At 54.8% G+C, this 17,190-nt stretch carries 17 protein-coding genes; 9 read left to right on the top strand and 8 right to left on the bottom strand.

All coding sequences use genetic code 11. The features are described 5' to 3' along the window. Window position 1 precedes the first annotated feature (1 nt). The 6 genes from ypdE to dcuC all read right to left on the bottom strand — a co-directional run bounded on the left by ypdE (window position 2) and on the right by dcuC (window position 6,335). Complete coding sequence (gene ypdE / locus C3708_RS12370; protein ID WP_103949457.1) at window positions 2–1,063, bottom strand: aminopeptidase; 1,062 nt, start codon at window positions 1,061–1,063, stop codon at window positions 2–4. Beyond that, window positions 1,063–2,148: an aminopeptidase gene (ypdF, locus tag C3708_RS12365; RefSeq protein ID WP_103949456.1), complete on the bottom strand. Its 1,086-nt coding sequence runs from the start codon at window positions 2,146–2,148 to the stop codon at window positions 1,063–1,065. Before ypdF ends, ypdE begins: the two co-directional genes overlap by 1 nt. 12 nt (window positions 2,149–2,160) lie before the next feature. Further along, a complete protein-coding gene (locus tag C3708_RS12360; RefSeq protein ID WP_095281198.1) occupies window positions 2,161–3,411 on the bottom strand; it encodes a PTS fructose transporter subunit IIC in 1,251 nt (416 codons plus the stop codon). Window positions 3,412–3,435: 24 nt separating this feature from the next. After that, complete coding sequence (locus tag C3708_RS12355) at window positions 3,436–3,762, bottom strand: PTS fructose transporter subunit IIB (protein WP_095281199.1); 327 nt, start codon at window positions 3,760–3,762, stop codon at window positions 3,436–3,438. A gap of 173 nt (window positions 3,763–3,935) precedes the next feature. Then, on the bottom strand, window positions 3,936–4,745 hold the full coding sequence (gene rna / locus C3708_RS12350) for a ribonuclease I (RefSeq protein WP_103949455.1): 810 nt from the start codon (window positions 4,743–4,745) through the stop codon (window positions 3,936–3,938). Between the two features lie 216 nt (window positions 4,746–4,961). Beyond that, window positions 4,962–6,335, bottom strand: coding sequence for an anaerobic C4-dicarboxylate transporter DcuC (gene dcuC, locus C3708_RS12345; RefSeq protein ID WP_103949454.1), 1,374 nt, complete (start codon window positions 6,333–6,335; stop codon window positions 4,962–4,964). Window positions 6,336–6,677: 342 nt separating this feature from the next. On the opposite strand from dcuC, the gene C3708_RS12340 reads away from it, so the two are divergent. The 7 genes from C3708_RS12340 to cspE all read left to right on the top strand — a co-directional run bounded on the left by C3708_RS12340 (window position 6,678) and on the right by cspE (window position 14,152). Next, window positions 6,678–7,079 (top strand): hypothetical protein, encoded by a 402-nt coding sequence (locus tag C3708_RS12340; RefSeq protein ID WP_103949453.1) that lies wholly within the window; start codon window positions 6,678–6,680, stop codon window positions 7,077–7,079. 55 nt (window positions 7,080–7,134) lie between these two features. After that, entirely contained in the window at window positions 7,135–7,443 is a 309-nt protein-coding gene (locus tag C3708_RS12335; protein WP_103949452.1) for a copper-binding protein, read from the top strand. A gap of 11 nt (window positions 7,444–7,454) precedes the next feature. Beyond that, window positions 7,455–8,711, top strand: a complete 1,257-nt coding sequence (locus C3708_RS12330; protein ID WP_095281204.1) for a TolC family protein — start codon at window positions 7,455–7,457, stop codon at window positions 8,709–8,711. Further along, a complete protein-coding gene (locus C3708_RS12325; RefSeq protein ID WP_103949451.1) occupies window positions 8,708–9,913 on the top strand; it encodes an efflux RND transporter periplasmic adaptor subunit in 1,206 nt (401 codons plus the stop codon). The genes C3708_RS12330 and C3708_RS12325 overlap by 4 nt, the downstream gene beginning before the upstream one ends. After that, window positions 9,910–13,014, top strand: a complete 3,105-nt coding sequence (locus C3708_RS12320; protein WP_103949450.1) for an efflux RND transporter permease subunit — start codon at window positions 9,910–9,912, stop codon at window positions 13,012–13,014. Before C3708_RS12325 ends, C3708_RS12320 begins: the two co-directional genes overlap by 4 nt. Window positions 13,015–13,176: 162 nt before the next feature. Continuing rightward, a complete protein-coding gene (gene pagP / locus C3708_RS12315; protein WP_095281207.1) occupies window positions 13,177–13,752 on the top strand; it encodes a lipid IV(A) palmitoyltransferase PagP in 576 nt (191 codons plus the stop codon). A 190-nt stretch (window positions 13,753–13,942) separates the two neighbouring features. Continuing rightward, a complete protein-coding gene (gene cspE / locus C3708_RS12310) occupies window positions 13,943–14,152 on the top strand; it encodes a transcription antiterminator/RNA stability regulator CspE (RefSeq protein ID WP_000034826.1) in 210 nt (69 codons plus the stop codon). A 222-nt stretch (window positions 14,153–14,374) separates the two neighbouring features. Here the strand turns inward: cspE and crcB are convergent, their stop codons facing one another. Continuing rightward, window positions 14,375–14,758, bottom strand: coding sequence for a fluoride efflux transporter CrcB (crcB, locus tag C3708_RS12305; RefSeq protein ID WP_095281208.1), 384 nt, complete (start codon window positions 14,756–14,758; stop codon window positions 14,375–14,377). A 67-nt stretch (window positions 14,759–14,825) separates the two neighbouring features. Here crcB and C3708_RS12300 point away from each other — a divergent pair, with 67 nt between their 5' ends. Continuing rightward, window positions 14,826–15,614: a deaminated glutathione amidase gene (locus tag C3708_RS12300; RefSeq protein ID WP_103949449.1), complete on the top strand. Its 789-nt coding sequence runs from the start codon at window positions 14,826–14,828 to the stop codon at window positions 15,612–15,614. A 127-nt stretch (window positions 15,615–15,741) separates the two neighbouring features. After that, complete coding sequence (gene tatE, locus C3708_RS12295; RefSeq protein ID WP_095281210.1) at window positions 15,742–15,945, top strand: twin-arginine translocase subunit TatE; 204 nt, start codon at window positions 15,742–15,744, stop codon at window positions 15,943–15,945. Between the two features lie 81 nt (window positions 15,946–16,026). Here tatE and lipA read toward each other — a convergent pair whose 3' ends face one another. Further along, complete coding sequence (lipA, locus tag C3708_RS12290; protein ID WP_103949448.1) at window positions 16,027–16,992, bottom strand: lipoyl synthase; 966 nt, start codon at window positions 16,990–16,992, stop codon at window positions 16,027–16,029. Window positions 16,993–17,190 lie beyond the last annotated feature (198 nt).

Below are 17,190 nucleotides of genomic sequence, written 5' to 3'. Positions count from 1 at the left end.
TTTATCTCCGTTCATCGTGAGGAAAACATCTGAAGTCCGACAGATGCGCTACGGTCTCACGATTCAGACGAGCCACCAGGGCAACAAGCAGCTGGTGGGTATGGTCAATATCCTGGGTATCGGCGATGGATGCGGCGCAATGGCCGTGCCGGGTCGGTGGCCCGAGCACCACGGTCGGCACGCCGGTGCCGGAAAGGTGGATAGCGCCGCCGTCGGTGCCGCCGTTGCTGAACATATCTTTTTGCAGCGGGATGCACTGCGCGCGTGCAACCTCTTCAACGAAAGCGGTCAGCTTCGGCGGGGCAACGAGCGATTTGTCATACAGCACCAGCATCGGCCCGGCTCCCGTCTGGCGGTGGTTGGCGTTGCTGTAATCGAAGTTTTTTGACCAGCAGGCGGTGTCCAGCACCAGGGCGAGATCGGGATTTACAGCTCGGCTGGCCGTTTGCCCGCCCCGCAGTCCGACCTCTTCGCTGGAACTCGCCACCAGCCACAGCTCGCAGTCCAGCGGTGTGGCGTGCAGCTCGCGCAGCAAGGTTATCAGCAGATAGCAGCCGAGACGGTCGTCAAAGGCTTTGCCCATCACGCGCTGGTGGGGAAGGGACTGAAAACGGGTGTCAAATGTCACGCGGTCGCCCGCGTCTATACCTGACGCCAGAACCTCGTCGGCGGATGTGGCCCCGATATCGACGCGCAAATTCTCGACGGTTTCGCCCTTCGTCTCGCCATCCAGCAAGCCGGGAATTTTACGCCCGTCGCGGGTAGTGATCCGCACCGGCTGCAGCGTACGCGCCATCATGCGGACATTGCCGACGGGCAACACGTCGATAGCCCCTTCTCGTGAAACAGAGCGCACGATGAAACCGACTTCATCCATATGGGCGCAGACCATTACCTTTGGACCGTCGCTGTGATTGACGCGGATAAGCACTGAGCCAAGCCCGTCAAACTGCACTTCTTTCCCGTAATGTTGTGCTTCGATAAGCAGGAGATCGCGCACCTCTTGCTCAGAGGCGGCGATGGCATCGGCTTCGCTCAGCTTTCGCAGCAGTTCTGTGTCCATCAGTTTTCCCCTGTGGCCAGTAGCGTTTTGCCCATAGTGTAAAGAACCTCAGCACCCGTGGCCGTCACCAGCACCACGTCTTCAATACGCACACCGCCCAGGCCATCGATATAGATACCCGGCTCCACGGTGAGCAGCATGCCGGGCTGTAGCAAGGTCATGTCGGTCGGCGAAAATCGCGGATTTTCATGCACGTCGATGCCAATCGCATGCCCGGTGTTGTGACCGAACTGAGGGCCGAAACCCGCGCGTTCGATAACCGTTCTGGCGGCGGCATCTATCTGCTGACAGGCGACGCCCGGCCTGATAGCTGCGATGGCGGCGAGCTGTGCCTCAAGTACCGTCTGGTAAACGCGGTAGAGCGGATGGTCCTCCTGTTTCTGGCCTTGCCCGGCGACAAGGAATGTCCTCGTCATGTCCGAACAATACCCCTGGTGTTGGGCGCCAAAATCGAGTGTGACCATCTCGCCGGCGGCAATCACTTTGTCCGTGGCTTTACCGTGTGGTAATGCTCCGCGCGCTCCGCTGGCAACGATGGTGTCAAAAGAGGGTTTATCCGCTCCCTGCTGCTTCATAAACCATTCCAGTTCAGCCGCCACCTCGCGCTCGCGCATGCCGGGCTGGATAAAGCGACGAATATACTGTGCCGCGCGGTCGGCAATCTGGCAGGCCGCGCGAATACGGTCAATTTCATCCGCGGTTTTAATCTGTCGCAACGCATCGAGGGAGATACTGCAAAGCTTCGCATCCAGCGTATCGCGCCATTGGCTTCCGGTTTGCCAACTGACCTGTTCGCCTTCAAAGCCCAGCGTGGCGATCCCCTCTTCAGCGATCAGGTTGCTTAGCAACGCAGTCAGCGGGTTAGCTGCATCCAGCAGGTGAAGGGTATAACCCGACACGCGCGAGGCTATATCGCTGTAATAGCGAAAGTCCGTCAGGATATGCGCGGCTTGATGCGTCACCAGCACGTAGCCCGAAGCGGTTGAAATCCCCAGATGCTGCTGTTTGTTCTGGCGTGAGGAGATCAGCACAGCATCCAGTTTTTCGGCTGTCAGCCAGGCGCGCAGCCTTGTCAGTAACTCCATCTTAAGACCTCTTTACAGCGTATCGACGGAGAGTTTTCCGCGCTTGTGCATGTTGTTGCGAATCAGCACCACCAGCAGGGCGGTGATGGTTGCACCCACCAGAATGCTGAGCATATAGGCTCCCAGATTGGTGACCAGCGGCCACGCCCAGATAGCGGACTCAGGGAACCACTGGACGGCACCGAGCGCAGTGGCCGTCATTGCCCCGGCAATCGCGCCCACCATATAGGCCGGTAAAGTGGCGAGCGGGTTCTCCAGCAGGAAGGGAATGGCCCCTTCGCTGATGCCCATGAACGCCAGGAACATCGCCGTTTTCCCCTGCGGGTAAAGCTGCGGGCTGAACAGGCGTTTGCCGGTCAGGCGGTGGTCGATAAGCGTCGCCAGCCCCAGACCAATCGGCGGGATAACAATCGCGACGGCGCGGGAGGTGATCGGCAGCACGTGGTCGGTGGTGAGACCGAGCCCGACGAAACCTGCCGCTTTGTTGATTGGCCCCCCGAGATCGATAGCGGTCGCCGCCGCCATGCCGATGGCGTACATCATCGAGCCGGACTGGCCTGCGGCGAGCAGCAAGGCGCGCATACCGGCATTTAACCAGCCGCCAATTGGGGTGATGACGTAATACATTGCCAGCATCACAAATAGCGCGGAGAGGATCGGGATCAGGAAGGTGCTTTTAAACGCCAGCAGATATTGAGGGAGCGCGATTTTGCTGTTCAGCCATTTAACCAGATAGCCCGCGGCAATGGCGATAATCAGTGCGCCAATAAAGGTCGAAGGCACCGGTTTTGTCGCAAGCCAGGTGAGCTTTTCCGCGTCGAAATTCAGCACCAGCGTTGGCTGGGTGGAGACCAGTCCACCGATAAAACCGGCCGGAAAGGCCAGCTTGCCGCCGATGGAGTTGGCGACAAAGGCGGAGAACATCGGAATGGCGAAGCTGAACAGCAGCCCGCCGAAGGATTCCGTCAGATAACCAAACTTCAGCACTGACAGGTTAAAGCCCGTAAATTTCCCGGAATTTAGCGCATCCATAATGCCGGTATCCGGCGGGATTTCCAGCCAGACATAGGCGATGAGCTGTGAAATGGCGAGGATCACCCCGCCCATAATAAGCGTTGGCACCATGCGGGAAATTCCCGACATGATGTGCTGCGGAAGTTCTTTCCAGAAGGTATTGCCCGTTGCGACGGGGGCAGCTTTGAGGGCGAGAGTATCGCCTTCGTGACCGTCCGACCGAACCGCACTGCGTTTTTTAATTGCCATAACGAAGACCCCTGAGGTGGAGGATTATTGTTGTTCTGCAGCAATCATTTCTTCGATGTCCTTCAGGGTTCCCGCCGCATTTTTAATGGCGTCCTGAAGGGTGATTTCGTACACATCTCGCGTTTCAAAGCGCTCGTTGTCTTCCGGGGTGATGGCGATGGCGTGGATAATGATGTCTGCGCCCGCGATATCCTGTGGCGTTAAGCGGTTCTGAATCCCATCCGCCCCCTGAGTTTCAATTTTGACTTCGTAGCCCGCTTCTACTGCGGCCTCTTCCAGCGCCTGAGCGGCCATAAAGGTATGGGCCAGCCCCATCGGGCAGGCGCACAGCGCAATCAGTTTTTTAGCCATGTGAACATTCTCCTGTTGATGACACCGCGATTATGGCGGGGAGGTTTCATGATTGTTTACCGGAGAAATGATGCATTGGCTGGATAAAAGTGATGTGAGATCAGAAGTGTGACGCTGGTCGTCATATAAGGGAAAAGGATGAAACGCCGGACGCGGGATCGTCCGGCAGAGGATCAGTAGCCGACTTTATCGATGACAAACTGCTTGCCGCAGTTGCCTGGATGAGGCTGCGGGGCGAAGGACGCGGCAGTCAGCGGGGCGTTGATCGTCGCGGCGTTGAGTGAGATCTGCATTTCGGTGAGGTAAGCGGGGTTGTTGTTACAGGTCAGTTTGACCGCTTTGACCGACGCTTTGCCCCAACTTTTGGCGACCGCTTCGTCAAAGTCGCGGCGCGAAACGGTTTTACCGTAATTATTGGCAAGGAATTTCCCCAGTGCGCTGCCTTTCACTTCCTGATTCATGCGCACCATAGTGCCAAAATAGGCATCGGGGTCGAACCCAAAGCATACGCCGTGCTTGGCGTATTCGTAGCGTTCCAGACAGGATTCACCGCCAGCCCCTGGCATTACGCTGTTGAGCTTAGCGGCGGCTTCGAACGACAGCCCGGTTTCGGCAGCGGCGCATTTACGGCTGGCTTTGGCTTCCGGCATGTTGGGAATAGGGCGAGTGGCGCAGCCAAAACGCATCCAGCGGCGATCGTCTACTCCACGCGAGGCGATAGATTTAGGCAGGCTCGGCCACAGGCCGTGAACCGTCAGGAAGTCCGTTTTGTTCTGGCTCTCTTTTTGCAGTCGGCACTCGTCAGGTTCGTTTCGATCGCGATCGTGCATGCTCTGGCAAAATCCAGTTTGCCAGGAAAGTGCCAGAATGTAGCGATCGAAATCGGCATACTGTGTGGCCTGAAGCGGGGCGGCATGGGCTGAGAATGCGCACAGCGCAAGGGCGGTTGCACTGAACCGAAGAAAAATATCCTTCCTGAACATTTGAATTCCTGATGATTAAAGGGAAATTAATTCCAGGAACTTATTAAAGCACAAAAAGCGCCCGTGGGCGCTTTTGGCTCTGTGTTTGTTGTCCGGCGGCGCCCGACCGACAAAACTCTTCTGCGGTCTGGTGCCCTCACCCTGGCCCTCTCCCACGGGGAGAGGGAACAAACATTAAAAACGACAACTTACGTTGCCGTTTTGCTTTTACCTCGCTTAATGCGCGACCGTACCCGGCACCAGAATTTCGGTGGCGATAATCACAATCATCAAGCCGACCAGCACCGGAACGGAGGTGCGTTTCACAACTTCGAACGGCGAAATTTTTGCCATCCCAGCGACCGCCACGACCACGCCAGATACTGGCGAAATTGTACGACCAAGGTTGGAAGCCTGCAGCATTGGAATCGACAGATAAGCCGGGTTAATACCGGAAGAGTGCGCCAGTTTTGGAATCATCTCTACAAACGCATAGAACGGCGCGTTACCGGAACCCGTGGTCATCGCCGCCAGCATGGTCAGGACAACCAGAACCAGCATCAGAATAATGCTGGCAGAGCCGAACGAGGTGGCGATGGAAATCAGGCTCTGGATAAAGCCGATGGTGCTCAAACCCTGGGCGAATACACCCGCCGCGACCAGCAGCATGACCACGCCCGCGAAGGCATCTGCCATTCCGCGATACGCGACTTCCAGCCCGGAGAACACTTTCTGAGTGTTAAAACCACGCACAAATTCCAGCACCGCAGCCAGCAACATGCAGATCACCAGAATGGTAATAATGTGCAGCTGTGGACCCCATTTGCCGTCAAAAATCAGCACGCCAATGATCGGCGTGAACGGCAGAATGGCGTAGAACGAAGGCGCGGTGGTGGTGATTTCGCTGACATCCAGCATCTCGTGGCTGATATTCTCTTTTTTATCGAGATACTTCTGCCAGAAATAGTGCGCGACCGCCATGCCAATAATCGCGGCAATGGAGATTGGCAGCGTAGTTTTAAAGGCAAAGTCGATGAGCGGCATTTCGGCGGCTTTCGCAGCCAGCACCACGTCGCCCGATGTCGGAGAAAGAATAATCGCCGCAGGGGAGGCGCAAATCGCCGCAGCAGCGCCACGGCTGATCCCAACGTTCACCATGACCGGGAACAGGGTTGCCATCAGCAGCACGCCGAGACCGGTAGCGGATGAGACCGCCAGCGACATCAGGCATGCCACGAAATAGGCGGCAATCATCAGAATGTACGGGGAATTAATATATTGCAGCGGTTTAGAGGCCAGTTTGACGACCATATCGTTAGCACCGATATGGGTCATATAGGCGGCAAAACCACACAGCATCATAATCATCATACCGAGGTCGCCACCGCGACTCATCAGCAGAATTTTAATATATTCCACAATATCGGTGGCGGTATATCCGGTGCTGGTTTCGCTGGCCGGTAACACCTGATGGCCCATTAGCGCGCTAATAATCAGCAGGGTTAAACCCCCGACAAATAATACCCCGGTGGCTGAATAGCCTTTAATGATGTAGCGCGCAACGCCGACAATGACGACCACTCCGATGAGGAGTTCGATAAAGGTAAGCATGGTTTCCCCTGTGCGTGCGCTCCCCAGAGAGCACGGAAAATCAAAAAATAAGAAGTGTGGAAATGTGCCGAATAAATGGGCAGTCATTGATGACTAAAATCAATAAAACCACTACTAGAACTATCATCGACGATATTTTGCCACCACTGCGTCATTTGTGTCATCACACTATTGACCGTAGCTATGATTATTATATGTCACTAAGTTGATAATTAATTGTTGTGATATTTGAAGGGTTTTATCAGCGAACAGATAAAGAACGTAAAACTATTTAAAATAGCTTTAATTTCAACACGCGCTGTTCATATACTCGGGCTCCTTTTGATACCCGACGACGCGAATATGCATGCCAGCTGGACTTACCGCCTGCGCTTTCTGAAAAAACATCTGCTGATGTTTTTGCTCGCGTTTGGCTGGCTGCTGATCCAGAGCCAGGTCGCGGTGGCGTCTCATGACTGCTCCCTGAGCCCGCGCGGCGAAAGTGCCATGATCCAGCATATGGATATGATGGACACGCCGCAGCATTACCAACTCAGCACTATTTCTCCCCTGTGTGAAAAACACTGCGTGCCGGATCAGGTGCAAAAAGATCCTGCTCAGCCGCAGCTGGTCGCTATTCCGGCGACCATGACTATCACCTTAAATACGCCGTCGTGCAGCGAAGTCGCGCATTCGGCATGGTCCCTGACCCCTCCCGCAGCAGGGCCGCCGGCAACGATTCGTTTTTGCCGGTTCCGGGAATAACTCACTGTTAATTCGTTGAATTTATTTTTCATTTACGATTAACAGGAGTTTTATCATGCGTTCATTTTTTGTTTCTGCGCTTACGGGCGTACTGCTTTCCCTTTCTTCTCTTTCTGTTCAAGCTACCGAGCCGTCCGCTGCGCAGCAGTGGCAAGGCCAGGGCGTGGTTCAGGAAATCTCTCCGCCACAAATTATCCTGCAACATCAGGCGATTCCCGAGCTGAACTGGCCCGCAATGACCATGCCCTTTGTGCTGGCGAAAAGCGCGGATACTGCCTCGGTGAAAGTGGGCGATCGCGTCACCTTTACGCTCGAACGAGCGGGTGACGGATTCCAGATTATCTCGCTGACGCCGCTGCACTAAGGGAGCACACCATGAAACCACAAACACTGAGCCTCTGGCTCGGTGGGGTGCTGCTCGGCTTTTTAAGCTCAGCGGTTCAGGCGCAGCCCTGGACGCTCGCGCAAACCCTGACCGAAGCCCAGCGCTATTCCGCCGAACTTTCTGCCAGCCGAAATGAGGCGCAGGCCCTGGATATGATGGCGGATTCTGCCACGCAACTTCCCGATCCTAAGCTCAAATTTGGCATCGAAAACGTGCCAGTTCAGGGCAGTAATGATCAGCGTTTTACCCGCGAAGGGATGACGATGCAGCGCATTGGCATTATGCAAAGCTATGTGAGTGCTGAAAAACGGGAGCGTAAATCGCAGACGTTACAGGCGCAAGCGCGCGGGGTGGAGGCGAAATCCGAGACCATTCGCGCCGCGCTTCAGCGTGATACGGCCCAGGCGTGGCTCGATCTGGCTTTATCAACTCAGGCGCTGGATGCAGCTAAAAAACTGGTGAACGAAACGGAACGCCAGCAGGGTGCGCAAAAAGCCAGTGTTGGCGCGGGAAGTGCGGCGCCGGATAGTGTGCTATCGCTGCAAATGACCCTGAGCGCGATGCGCGACAAAGTCACCCTGGCGACACGGGATGTTCAGCTGGCGCAAAGCCGTCTGTTCCAGCTCACCGGGCAATCCATCACCGAGGTGCAAGGCCCGCTGCCGCGCTATCAGCGCTTGCCCGCCGATGAGAAAACGCTGGAGGAGGCGATTGTCCGCCACCCGGAAGTAGAAGCCGCACAGCGAGAATCGGAAACGGCGAAAGCGCGATCGGCACAGTCAGCGGTCGCAGCCATTCCCGACGTCGATGTGGAAGTGTTCTATTCCCATCGCGCTGAAGGGTATGACGATATGGCCGGGGTGATGTTTACCGTGGATCTGCCGTTATTCCAGTCGCGCAGGCAGGACAAAGATTACGCCGCCGACGTGTCGCGCTCGATGCAGGCGGTGGATCAACTGACGTTGATTCAGCGCGAGCATGTCGCGCAAGTGCAGTCGCTGGTGGCGCAATATCAGGCCGCCCAGACTCTGTGGCAGCGCCAACGCGATGACATCTTGCCGCTCCAGCATAAACGGCTGGACGTGCTCGCCGCACAGTACCGAGCCGGGCAGTCGGAGCTTCCGGCGCTTCTTGAGGCGCGTCGCAGCGTGCTCGACACCGAACTGGCAGCAAACCAGGCCGAGCGCGAAATGGCGCGGACCTGGGCGGCCATTCAATGGCTTTCCCCGCAGGAAATCACACAATGAAAACACTCACCCTTAGCGCGATCGCGCTGGCCGTGCTGTTGGCGGCAGGCGGCGGCTATTATTTTGGCCAGCATCAGAATCATGTTGCTTCCGACGCAGCCAAACCCGCCGAACGCAAAGTGCTCTACTGGTACGACCCCATGATGCCTGGCCAGCGTTTTGATAAACCGGGCAAATCACCCTTTATGGATATGGAGCTGGTTCCGCGCTACGCCGATGAGGAAAAAGCGGCGGCAGGCGTGGCGATTAGCACGCAGCAGCAGCAAAACCTCGGGATGAAAACAGTCCGCGTTGAGAAGAGGCAGCTCGCGCAATCTTTTTCCTCTTATGCGACGGTATCGATTAATGAACGCAGTCTGACCAGCTATCCGGCGCCTGCCGCAGGAGTGATCGCCAAACTGTACGTTCGCGCTCAGCAGCAGCAGGTCAAAGCCGGTGAGCCGCTGGCAGAGATTTGGGTTCCGCAATGGACAACCGCGCAGCAGGAATATCTGGCCGTGCGTCAGCTGGGTGACGCGACGCTCACCCGCGCGGCGCGCGAGCGACTGGCGTTGCAATTTATGCCGGAAGAGATCATTCGCGGCGTCGAGCGTAGCGGCAAACCGCAAACCCGACTGACGCTGCGAGCCGAACGCGCTGGATATGTCGTTAAACTGGATGCCAGGGAAGGGGCGCAAGTGGCGGCCACTGCGCCGCTGTTTGACATCGCCGCGCTGGATACGGTTTGGCTGGTGGTTGATTATCCGCAAACGCAGGCGCAATCGCTTATCGCAGGCAGTGACATGATCGCCACTTCCGAAAGCTGGCCGGGGATACGTTTTCACGGAAAAGTCAGCGAACTGTTACCGCAGATGGAAACCACCACGCGTACGCTCCAGGCGCGCATCGTGCTGGACAACCCGGATAACAAACTGAAGCCAGGCATGTTCCTGAATGTGTCTCGTGCAGAACAAACGCGTGGAGCGGCAGTGCTCGCCGTTCCGGAAGAGGCGGTTATCAATAGCGGCGAATCTCAGCGGGTACTGCTGGCAACGGGCGACGGCTATTTCCGTCCGGTTAACGTGACGACGGGGGCCACCGCCGGGGGCTGGACTGAAATCACCACTGGCGTGAAAGAGGGCGATAACGTTGTCACCTCAGGGCAATTCCTGATCGACTCAGAAGCCAGCCTGCGTAGTGCGCTGCCGGAGGTGACGCAATGATTGCCGCTGTGATTCGTGCTTCGCTGCGTAACCGGCTGTTAGTCATTCTCGCAGCAGTGATTATGGCAGGCTGGGGCTGGTGGGCAATGCAACGAGCACCTCTGGATGCGCTGCCTGATTTGTCTGACGTGCAGGTGATCGTCAAAGCCAGTTATCCCGGTAAAGCACCGCAGGTGATTGAAGATCAGGTCACGTGGCCGCTGACCACCTCGATGCTCTCTGTGCCAGGCGCAAAAACCGTGCGCGGCTTTTCAATGTTTGGCGATGCCTATGTCTATGTGCTGTTTGAAGATGGTACCGACTTGTACTGGGCGCGTTCCAGAGTGCTGGAGTATTTAAGCCAGGTTCAGTCGCAATTACCGGCTGGGGTGAAAGTCTCGCTGGGACCGGACGCCACAGGCGTGGGCTGGATTTATGAATATGCATTGATCGACAAAACAGGCAAGCACAGCCTGGCGGATTTACGGGCGCTTCAGGACTGGACGTTAAAGTTTGAGCTGAAGACCGTGCCAAACGTCTCGGAGGTCGCCAGCATTGGCGGAATGGTGCGCCAGTATCAGATTGTGGTATCGCCTGAGAAAATGCGCGCCCTGAATATCACGCATGGACAGGTCGTGAGTGCGGTTCAGGCGGCCAATAAAGAGAGTGGCGGCGCCTTGCTGGAGATGGGCGAGGCTGAATACATGGTGCGCACCACTGGCTATTTACGCTCGCTTGATGATTTTCGCAACGTGGTGCTCACCTCGCGCGACGGTAAACCGGTGTTGCTAAGTGATGTCGCTACGGTGAACTACGGTCCCGAAATCCGTCGCGGCGTGGCTGAACTGAACGGCGAAGGTGAAGTGGCCGGCGGCGTGGTAGTGATGCGCTACGGGCAGAACGCGCTGGAAACTATTCATGCAGTGAAAGACAAACTCCAGGCGCTGCAAAAAACGCTGCCGGAAGGGGTAGAAATTGTTCCGGTATACGATCGCTCAACGCTGATTGAAGATTCGGTCAAAACCCTCACCCACAAGCTGCTGGAAGAGTTTGCAGTGGTGGTGCTGGTGTGTGCGTTATTCCTCTTCCATTTCCGCTCGGCGCTGGTGGCGATCGTCTCGCTGCCGCTGGGGATTTTGGGCGCGTTTGTGGTGATGCACTATCAGGGTATCAACGCGAATATCATGTCGCTCGGCGGGATTGCGATTGCTATCGGGGCGATGGTGGACGCTGCGATTGTAATGATTGAAAACATGCACAAAGTGCTAGAGCAGTGGAGGCATGAGCATCCGGGTCAAGAGCCGTCGTCAGGCGACTACTGGCACCTGGCTGAGCGCGCGGCGGTCGAAGTGGGTCCGGCTCTCTTTTGCAGTTTGCTGATCATAACGCTGTCGTTTATTCCGGTCTTCTCCCTCGAAGCGCAGGAAGGGCGGATGTTCTCGCCGCTGGCTTTCACCAAAACCTGGTCGATGGCGATGGCCGCAGGGCTCGGGATTACGTTGATTCCGGTGCTGATGGGCTATTTCATTCGCGGCAAAATCCCGGATGAGAAAGCGAACCCTATCAACCGTTTTTTGATTCGACTGTATGAACCGCTGCTGGATAAAGTGCTGACGTTCCCAAAAACCACGCTGGCACTGGCACTGGCGCTTTTACTGGTGACATTGTGGCCGCTCAACCGGTTGGGCAGCGAATTTATGCCGCCGCTGGACGAGGGCGACTTGCTGTATATGCCATCGACGTTGCCGGGGATTTCGGCGCGCGAAGCCAGCCGTCTGCTGCAACAAACCGATCGTCTTATCAAAAGCGTTCCAGAAGTCGCCAGCGTATTTGGCAAAGCAGGACGGGCTGAAACGGCTACCGATCCTGCACCCCTCACGATGGTTGAAACCACCATTCACTTCAAACCACGAGACCAGTGGCGACCGGGCATGACGCCCGAAAAGCTGGTGGATGAGCTGGATAAAACCGTCTCGGTTCCTGGCATTGCCAACGTGTGGGTGCCACCGATTCGCAACCGTCTGGACATGCTGGCAACGGGGATTAAAAGCCCGATTGGCATCAAGGTAAACGGCAACAATATTGGCGATATCGAGCGCATTGCCGCGCAGATTGAATCGATTGTGAAAGAGGTGTCGGGTGTGACCTCCGCGCTGGCTGAACGGCTGGCGGGTGGGCGCTACGTCGATATTCGTATCGACCGGCAGAAAGCGGCGCGTTATGGCGTTTCTGTCGATGAGCTGCAAAGCATGGTGTCTACGCTTGTGGGCGGTGACAATATTGGCGAGGTAATCCAGGGGCGCGAGCGCTATCCGATTAACGTGCGTTACCCCCGCGACCTGCGAGAAAACGTCGATAAACTGCGGGTGTTGCCGGTGGTAACCGCGAACGGCGGGCAAATTGCGCTGGGCGAGCTGGCGGACATTGTGGTGACAGAAGGGCCGCCAATGTTGAAAAGCGAAAATGCGCGATTGTCGAACTGGATATATGTCGATTTGCGCGGGCGGGATTTGAAATCGGCGGTGGAGGAAATGCAACAAAGAGTTGCCGAAAAGGTCACATTGCCGCAGGGCGTTTCGCTCGCGTGGTCAGGGCAATTTGAATATCTGGAGCGTGCGACGGAAAAACTGAAAGTGGTTCTGCCGGTAACGCTAATGATTATCTTTATATTACTGTGGCTGACGTTTAAACGCGTTTCAGATGTCTTATTAATTATGGGGACATTACCTTTCGCACTTATTGGCGGCGTCTGGTTACTGTGGCTGCTGGGATATAATCTTTCTGTCGCAGGTGCTGTTGGGTTTATTGCGCTCGCAGGCGTTGCCGCTGAGTTTGGCGTTATTATGGTGCTGTATCTTAATCAGGCGCTGGATAAGTATCCCGGCGGCGGAAACACTCAGTTGATGCGGGCTATCCACGAAGGCGCGGTGCTGCGCGTGCGTCCAAAAGTGATGACAGTGGCGACGATCATGGCGGGGTTGCTGCCTATCATGTGGGGAGGTGGCAGTGGTTCGGAGGTGATGCAACGCATCGCAGCCCCGATGATCGGCGGGATGATAACGGCGCCGTTATTGTCGATGCTGGTTATTCCTGCTTTGTATAAATTGTTACATAAACGTTAAGTTGTGTATGCGCCTCGCCTATATTGAGGCGCATCCTTACCGTTCAGTAGGAATATTCCCATTTTGAAAGTAAATAATTCGGAATAAAACCGATTTTATTAAGTCTTCATTTAATTAAAATTTGTTAAGATCGCCCCGAATACAAAAAATGGTAATCTCATTGTGACGGTAAGAAATAATATTTATTTAGTGTTGTTGTTTATTTTGGGGCAACTGGCGTTGTCGTCTTCGGCAATGGCAGAAGAGAATGCAGCAGGCAAAGGCTGGTTTTCAACGTTCACCGATAACGTGGCGCAAACCTGGAATGAACCAGAGCATTACGACCTCTATGTTCCGGCAATCACGTGGCATGCACGCTTTGCCTACGACAAAGAGAAAACGGATCGTTACAACGAACGCCCGTGGGGTGCCGGTTTCGGTCAATCCCGTTGGGATGAAGAGGGTAACTGGCACGGTCTTTACCTGATGGCGTTTAAAGACTCCTACAACAAATGGGAGCCGATTGGCGGTTACGGTTGGGAGAAAACCTGGCGTCCGCTGGCGGATGATAATTTCCATCTGGGCCTGGGGTACACGGCAGGGTTCACGGCGCGTGATAACTGGAAGTACATCCCGATCCCGGTGCTGTTGCCGCTGGCCTCGATTGGCTATGGCCCGGCGACATTCCAGATGACCTACATTCCGGGCACTTACAATAACGGAAACGTTTACTTTGCCTGGATGCGCTTTCAGTTTTAACTGAAAAACGGCGCCTGACTGGCTGAAAAATACACGTTATTTGTGTCAAAAAGAATAAAAAGCCAGCCGATAAAATTAACGCGACTTTTGTCACTTTTTGATAAAGAACCGCTGGACAAAACGCCCCACAATTGTTGTACTGATACCCGACACAGCATTTGTGTCCATTTTTCATGTAAAGGTAATTTTGATGTCTAAGATTAAAGGTAACGTTAAGTGGTTTAATGAGTCCAAAGGATTCGGTTTCATTACTCCGGAAGATGGCAGCAAAGATGTGTTCGTACACTTCTCTGCAATCCAGACTAATGGTTTCAAAACCCTGGCTGAAGGCCAGCGCGTTGAGTTCGAAATCACTAACGGTGCCAAAGGTCCTTCTGCTGCTAACGTAACTGCTCTGTAATTCGAGCCGTTCAGCAAGAACTTCAAAACCCGCTCATTGAGCGGGTTTTTTTTGGCTTTTTTTTCAGCTAAAACAGATAGATTTTCAGGAAGCTGGCGACGATAAGTACGCTCAGTAACACCATGCCTGCGCTCATCACTTTATCTTTCATTTGATCACCCCTGGTCGGTTTGTCGACCAGAGTGACAGAGAAAAATTAAGCTAACATTAATGTGCCTGCGCTTAGTGCGCGCTGGCGGCAGAAAATAACCAAAATGCGAGCGCGGTCATTGCAAACGAACCGAGCATATTGACAGCGATGTTGGTCAGCGCCCAGCCAAAACGCCCGTCCTGGAACAGGAATACCACTTCGGCAGAGAAGGTGGAAAACGTTGTTAAGCCGCCGCAAAAACCGGTGGTAATCAGTACCTTCCAGACGGGGTCAATATTGGTCATTCGGTTAAACCATGCCAGCCCCATACCAATAATAAATGCGCCAATCAGGTTGGCGGCAAGCGTTCCGATGGGAATGGCCTGATGCATAGGATTAAAACGCATGCTGAGAAACCATCGTGCAACGCTTCCGGTGCCGCCACCAATAAACACGGCTAAAAGGAGTTGTACCACTTGCAATTCCTGCTGTTTGATTGAGTCAGAATAGAGAGTGTATCGCTAACTGAAGTAAGGGGAAAATATGTATGTTGCGGTCGGGCAGTTTGCGGTAACGCCATTGTGGGAGGAAAATGCCCGTCAGTGCGTCTTATTGATGGCACAAGCGGCGCGTCAGGGTGCGGCGCTGTTGGTACTACCGGAAGCGCTGCTGGCGCGTGATGACCAGGATCCGGACCTCTCCGTGAAGTCAGCACAACCGCTGGACGGCGGTTTTCTGCAGACATTACTGGAGGAAAGCCAGCGCAACCGACTCACCACCGTATTGACTGTTCATATCCCGACGACGCAGGGCAGGGCGGCGAATACGCTGGTAGTTATACGCGAAGGGAAAATCATCGGGACATACGCCAAGCTCCATCTTTATGACGCCTTTACTATTCGGGAGTCGCGGTTGGTCGATCCTGGAGGCCAGCTCCCGCCGTTGATAGACGTCGAAGGCATTACATTGGGGCTGATGACTTGCTACGATTTGCGCTTTCCCGAGATGGCGCTGAATCTGGCACTGGCAGGCGCTGAAGTGTTAGTTCTGCCCGCTGCGTGGGTTAAGGGACCGCTCAAAGAGCATCATTGGGCGACCTTATTGGCTGCGCGCGCATTGGACACCACCTGCTATGTGGTGGCTGCGGGAGAGTGCGGAAACAAGAATATCGGGCAGAGCCGGATTATTGATCCCCTCGGCGTGACTATTGCGGCGGCGGCTGAGGCCCCTGCGCTATTGATGGCAGAAATCGACCGCGAGCGCATAGTGCAGGCGCGGCGGCAATTACCAGTGCTGATGAACCGACGGTTTGCGCCACCGCAATTATTGTGATGTTTTTTTCATCAGAGCTTGATTCACCTTGTTACAGATTGCTATTGTGTGCGCGCGTCGAATGTCCGTTAATAACATCAGGTTTTCTGGCGCTGTATGCAGCCTGTTTCAAGTGAAGAAGGTATCTATGGGTGAGATTAGTATTACTAAACTGCTGGTGGTTGCGGCGCTGGTCGTCCTGCTGTTTGGTACCAAGAAGTTACGTACTCTGGGCGGAGACCTGGGTACGGCCATCAAAGGCTTCAAAAAAGCGATGAATGACGACGATTCCTCTGCGAAGAAAACCGCAGATGATGAAGTCCCGGCTGAGAAGCTGTCGCACAAAGAATAATGGCTACATCCTTCCAGAACTCTGGAAAGAAAAAAACCGGCGTAATAGCCGGTTTTTTTATGCCTGAAGTGTAATAAATTATTACTTCACTTCTTCGCCTTTCGCCTGCATGTCGGCATGATAGGAAGAGCGAACGAATGGGCCACAGGCAGCGTGGGTAAAGCCCATCGCCATTGCTTCGGCTTTCATCTCGTCAAACTCATCCGGGCTCACGTAGCGCTGAACCGGCAGGTGATGGCGGCTAGGTTGCAGATACTGGCCCAGGGTCAGCATCGTGACACCATGACGGCGCAAATCGCGCATCACTTCGATGATTTCCGCATTGGTTTCACCCAGACCGACCATCAAACCTGATTTGGTCGGAATGTGTGGATGCGCTTCTTTAAAGCGTTCCAGCAGTTTTAGCGACCAGTTGAAATCTGCGCCAGGGCGAACCTGACGGTACACGCGAGGAACGTTTTCCAGGTTGTGGTTAAACACGTCCGGTGGCGTGGCGGTAAGAATGTCCAGTGCGCGATCCATACGACCACGGAAATCAGGCACCAGCGTTTCAATCTTGATGGTCGGGCTTTTCTCGCGGATGGCGCTAATGCAATCAGCAAAGTGCTGAGCACCGCCGTCGCGGAGATCGTCACGGTCAACGGAGGTAATCACCACATAACGCAATGCCATGTCAGCAATGGTCTGAGCCAGTTTCTGCGGTTCATTGGCGTCCGGTGTGACTGGGCGACCGTGTGCCACATCGCAGAACGGGCAGCGACGGGTGCAAATGGCCCCGAGGATCATGAAGGTTGCCGTACCGTGGTTGAAACATTCCGCAAGGTTAGGGCAAGACGCTTCTTCACAGACGGAGTGAAGGCCATTCTTACGCATCGCCGCTTTGATACCCTGAATGCGTGACGAGTCGGCCGGGAGTTTGATTTTCATCCATTCCGGTTTTCTTAACAGCGCTTCGCGCTCCGTAACCACGTTTTTAACCGGGATAAGGGCCATTTTATCGGCGTCGCGGTACTTAACACCGCGTTCCATCACAATGGGTTTACTCATAGCGTGCGTGTTCCAGTTGCGAAATTCGAGGGAAAGCGTTTCAATTCAAGGGAATGTTGTATTTATCAACTATTTTTGAACGAACGACAGGCAGTATATCATTGATAAGGGCGATAAAGCAGCCTGTGAGGTCGCCAAATTGTAAAATAGTTGTTGTTTTGTGCCCTTTGCCCCCTACGGGACGGGGGCTTGCGCTGG

Source organism: Lelliottia sp. 7254-16 (genome assembly GCF_002922995.1).
GTDB lineage: Bacteria > Pseudomonadota > Gammaproteobacteria > Enterobacterales > Enterobacteriaceae > Enterobacter > Enterobacter jeotgali.
The sequence above is the reverse complement of the archived record's forward strand: the minus strand, read 5'-3'. Positions and strand labels throughout refer to the sequence as shown.

Coding starts and splice junctions, on each gene's coding strand:
- C3708_RS12355 (WP_095281199.1), bottom strand. CDS start 3,762: ATGGCTAAAAAACTGATTGCGCTGTGCGCCTGCCCGATGGGGCTGGCC.
- C3708_RS12360 (WP_095281198.1), bottom strand. CDS start 3,411: ATGGCAATTAAAAAACGCAGTGCGGTTCGGTCGGACGGTCACGAAGGC.
- C3708_RS12325 (WP_103949451.1), top strand. CDS start 8,708: ATGAAAACACTCACCCTTAGCGCGATCGCGCTGGCCGTGCTGTTGGCG.
- cspE (WP_000034826.1), top strand. CDS start 13,943: ATGTCTAAGATTAAAGGTAACGTTAAGTGGTTTAATGAGTCCAAAGGA.
- rna (WP_103949455.1), bottom strand. CDS start 4,745: ATGTTCAGGAAGGATATTTTTCTTCGGTTCAGTGCAACCGCCCTTGCG.
- ypdE (WP_103949457.1), bottom strand. CDS start 1,063: ATGGACACAGAACTGCTGCGAAAGCTGAGCGAAGCCGATGCCATCGCC.
- C3708_RS12335 (WP_103949452.1), top strand. CDS start 7,135: ATGCGTTCATTTTTTGTTTCTGCGCTTACGGGCGTACTGCTTTCCCTT.
- C3708_RS12320 (WP_103949450.1), top strand. CDS start 9,910: ATGATTGCCGCTGTGATTCGTGCTTCGCTGCGTAACCGGCTGTTAGTC.
- lipA (WP_103949448.1), bottom strand. CDS start 16,992: ATGAGTAAACCCATTGTGATGGAACGCGGTGTTAAGTACCGCGACGCC.
- C3708_RS12300 (WP_103949449.1), top strand. CDS start 14,826: ATGTATGTTGCGGTCGGGCAGTTTGCGGTAACGCCATTGTGGGAGGAA.
- C3708_RS12340 (WP_103949453.1), top strand. CDS start 6,678: ATGCATGCCAGCTGGACTTACCGCCTGCGCTTTCTGAAAAAACATCTG.
- C3708_RS12330 (WP_095281204.1), top strand. CDS start 7,455: ATGAAACCACAAACACTGAGCCTCTGGCTCGGTGGGGTGCTGCTCGGC.
- dcuC (WP_103949454.1), bottom strand. CDS start 6,335: ATGCTTACCTTTATCGAACTCCTCATCGGAGTGGTCGTCATTGTCGGC.
- tatE (WP_095281210.1), top strand. CDS start 15,742: ATGGGTGAGATTAGTATTACTAAACTGCTGGTGGTTGCGGCGCTGGTC.
- ypdF (WP_103949456.1), bottom strand. CDS start 2,148: ATGGAGTTACTGACAAGGCTGCGCGCCTGGCTGACAGCCGAAAAACTG.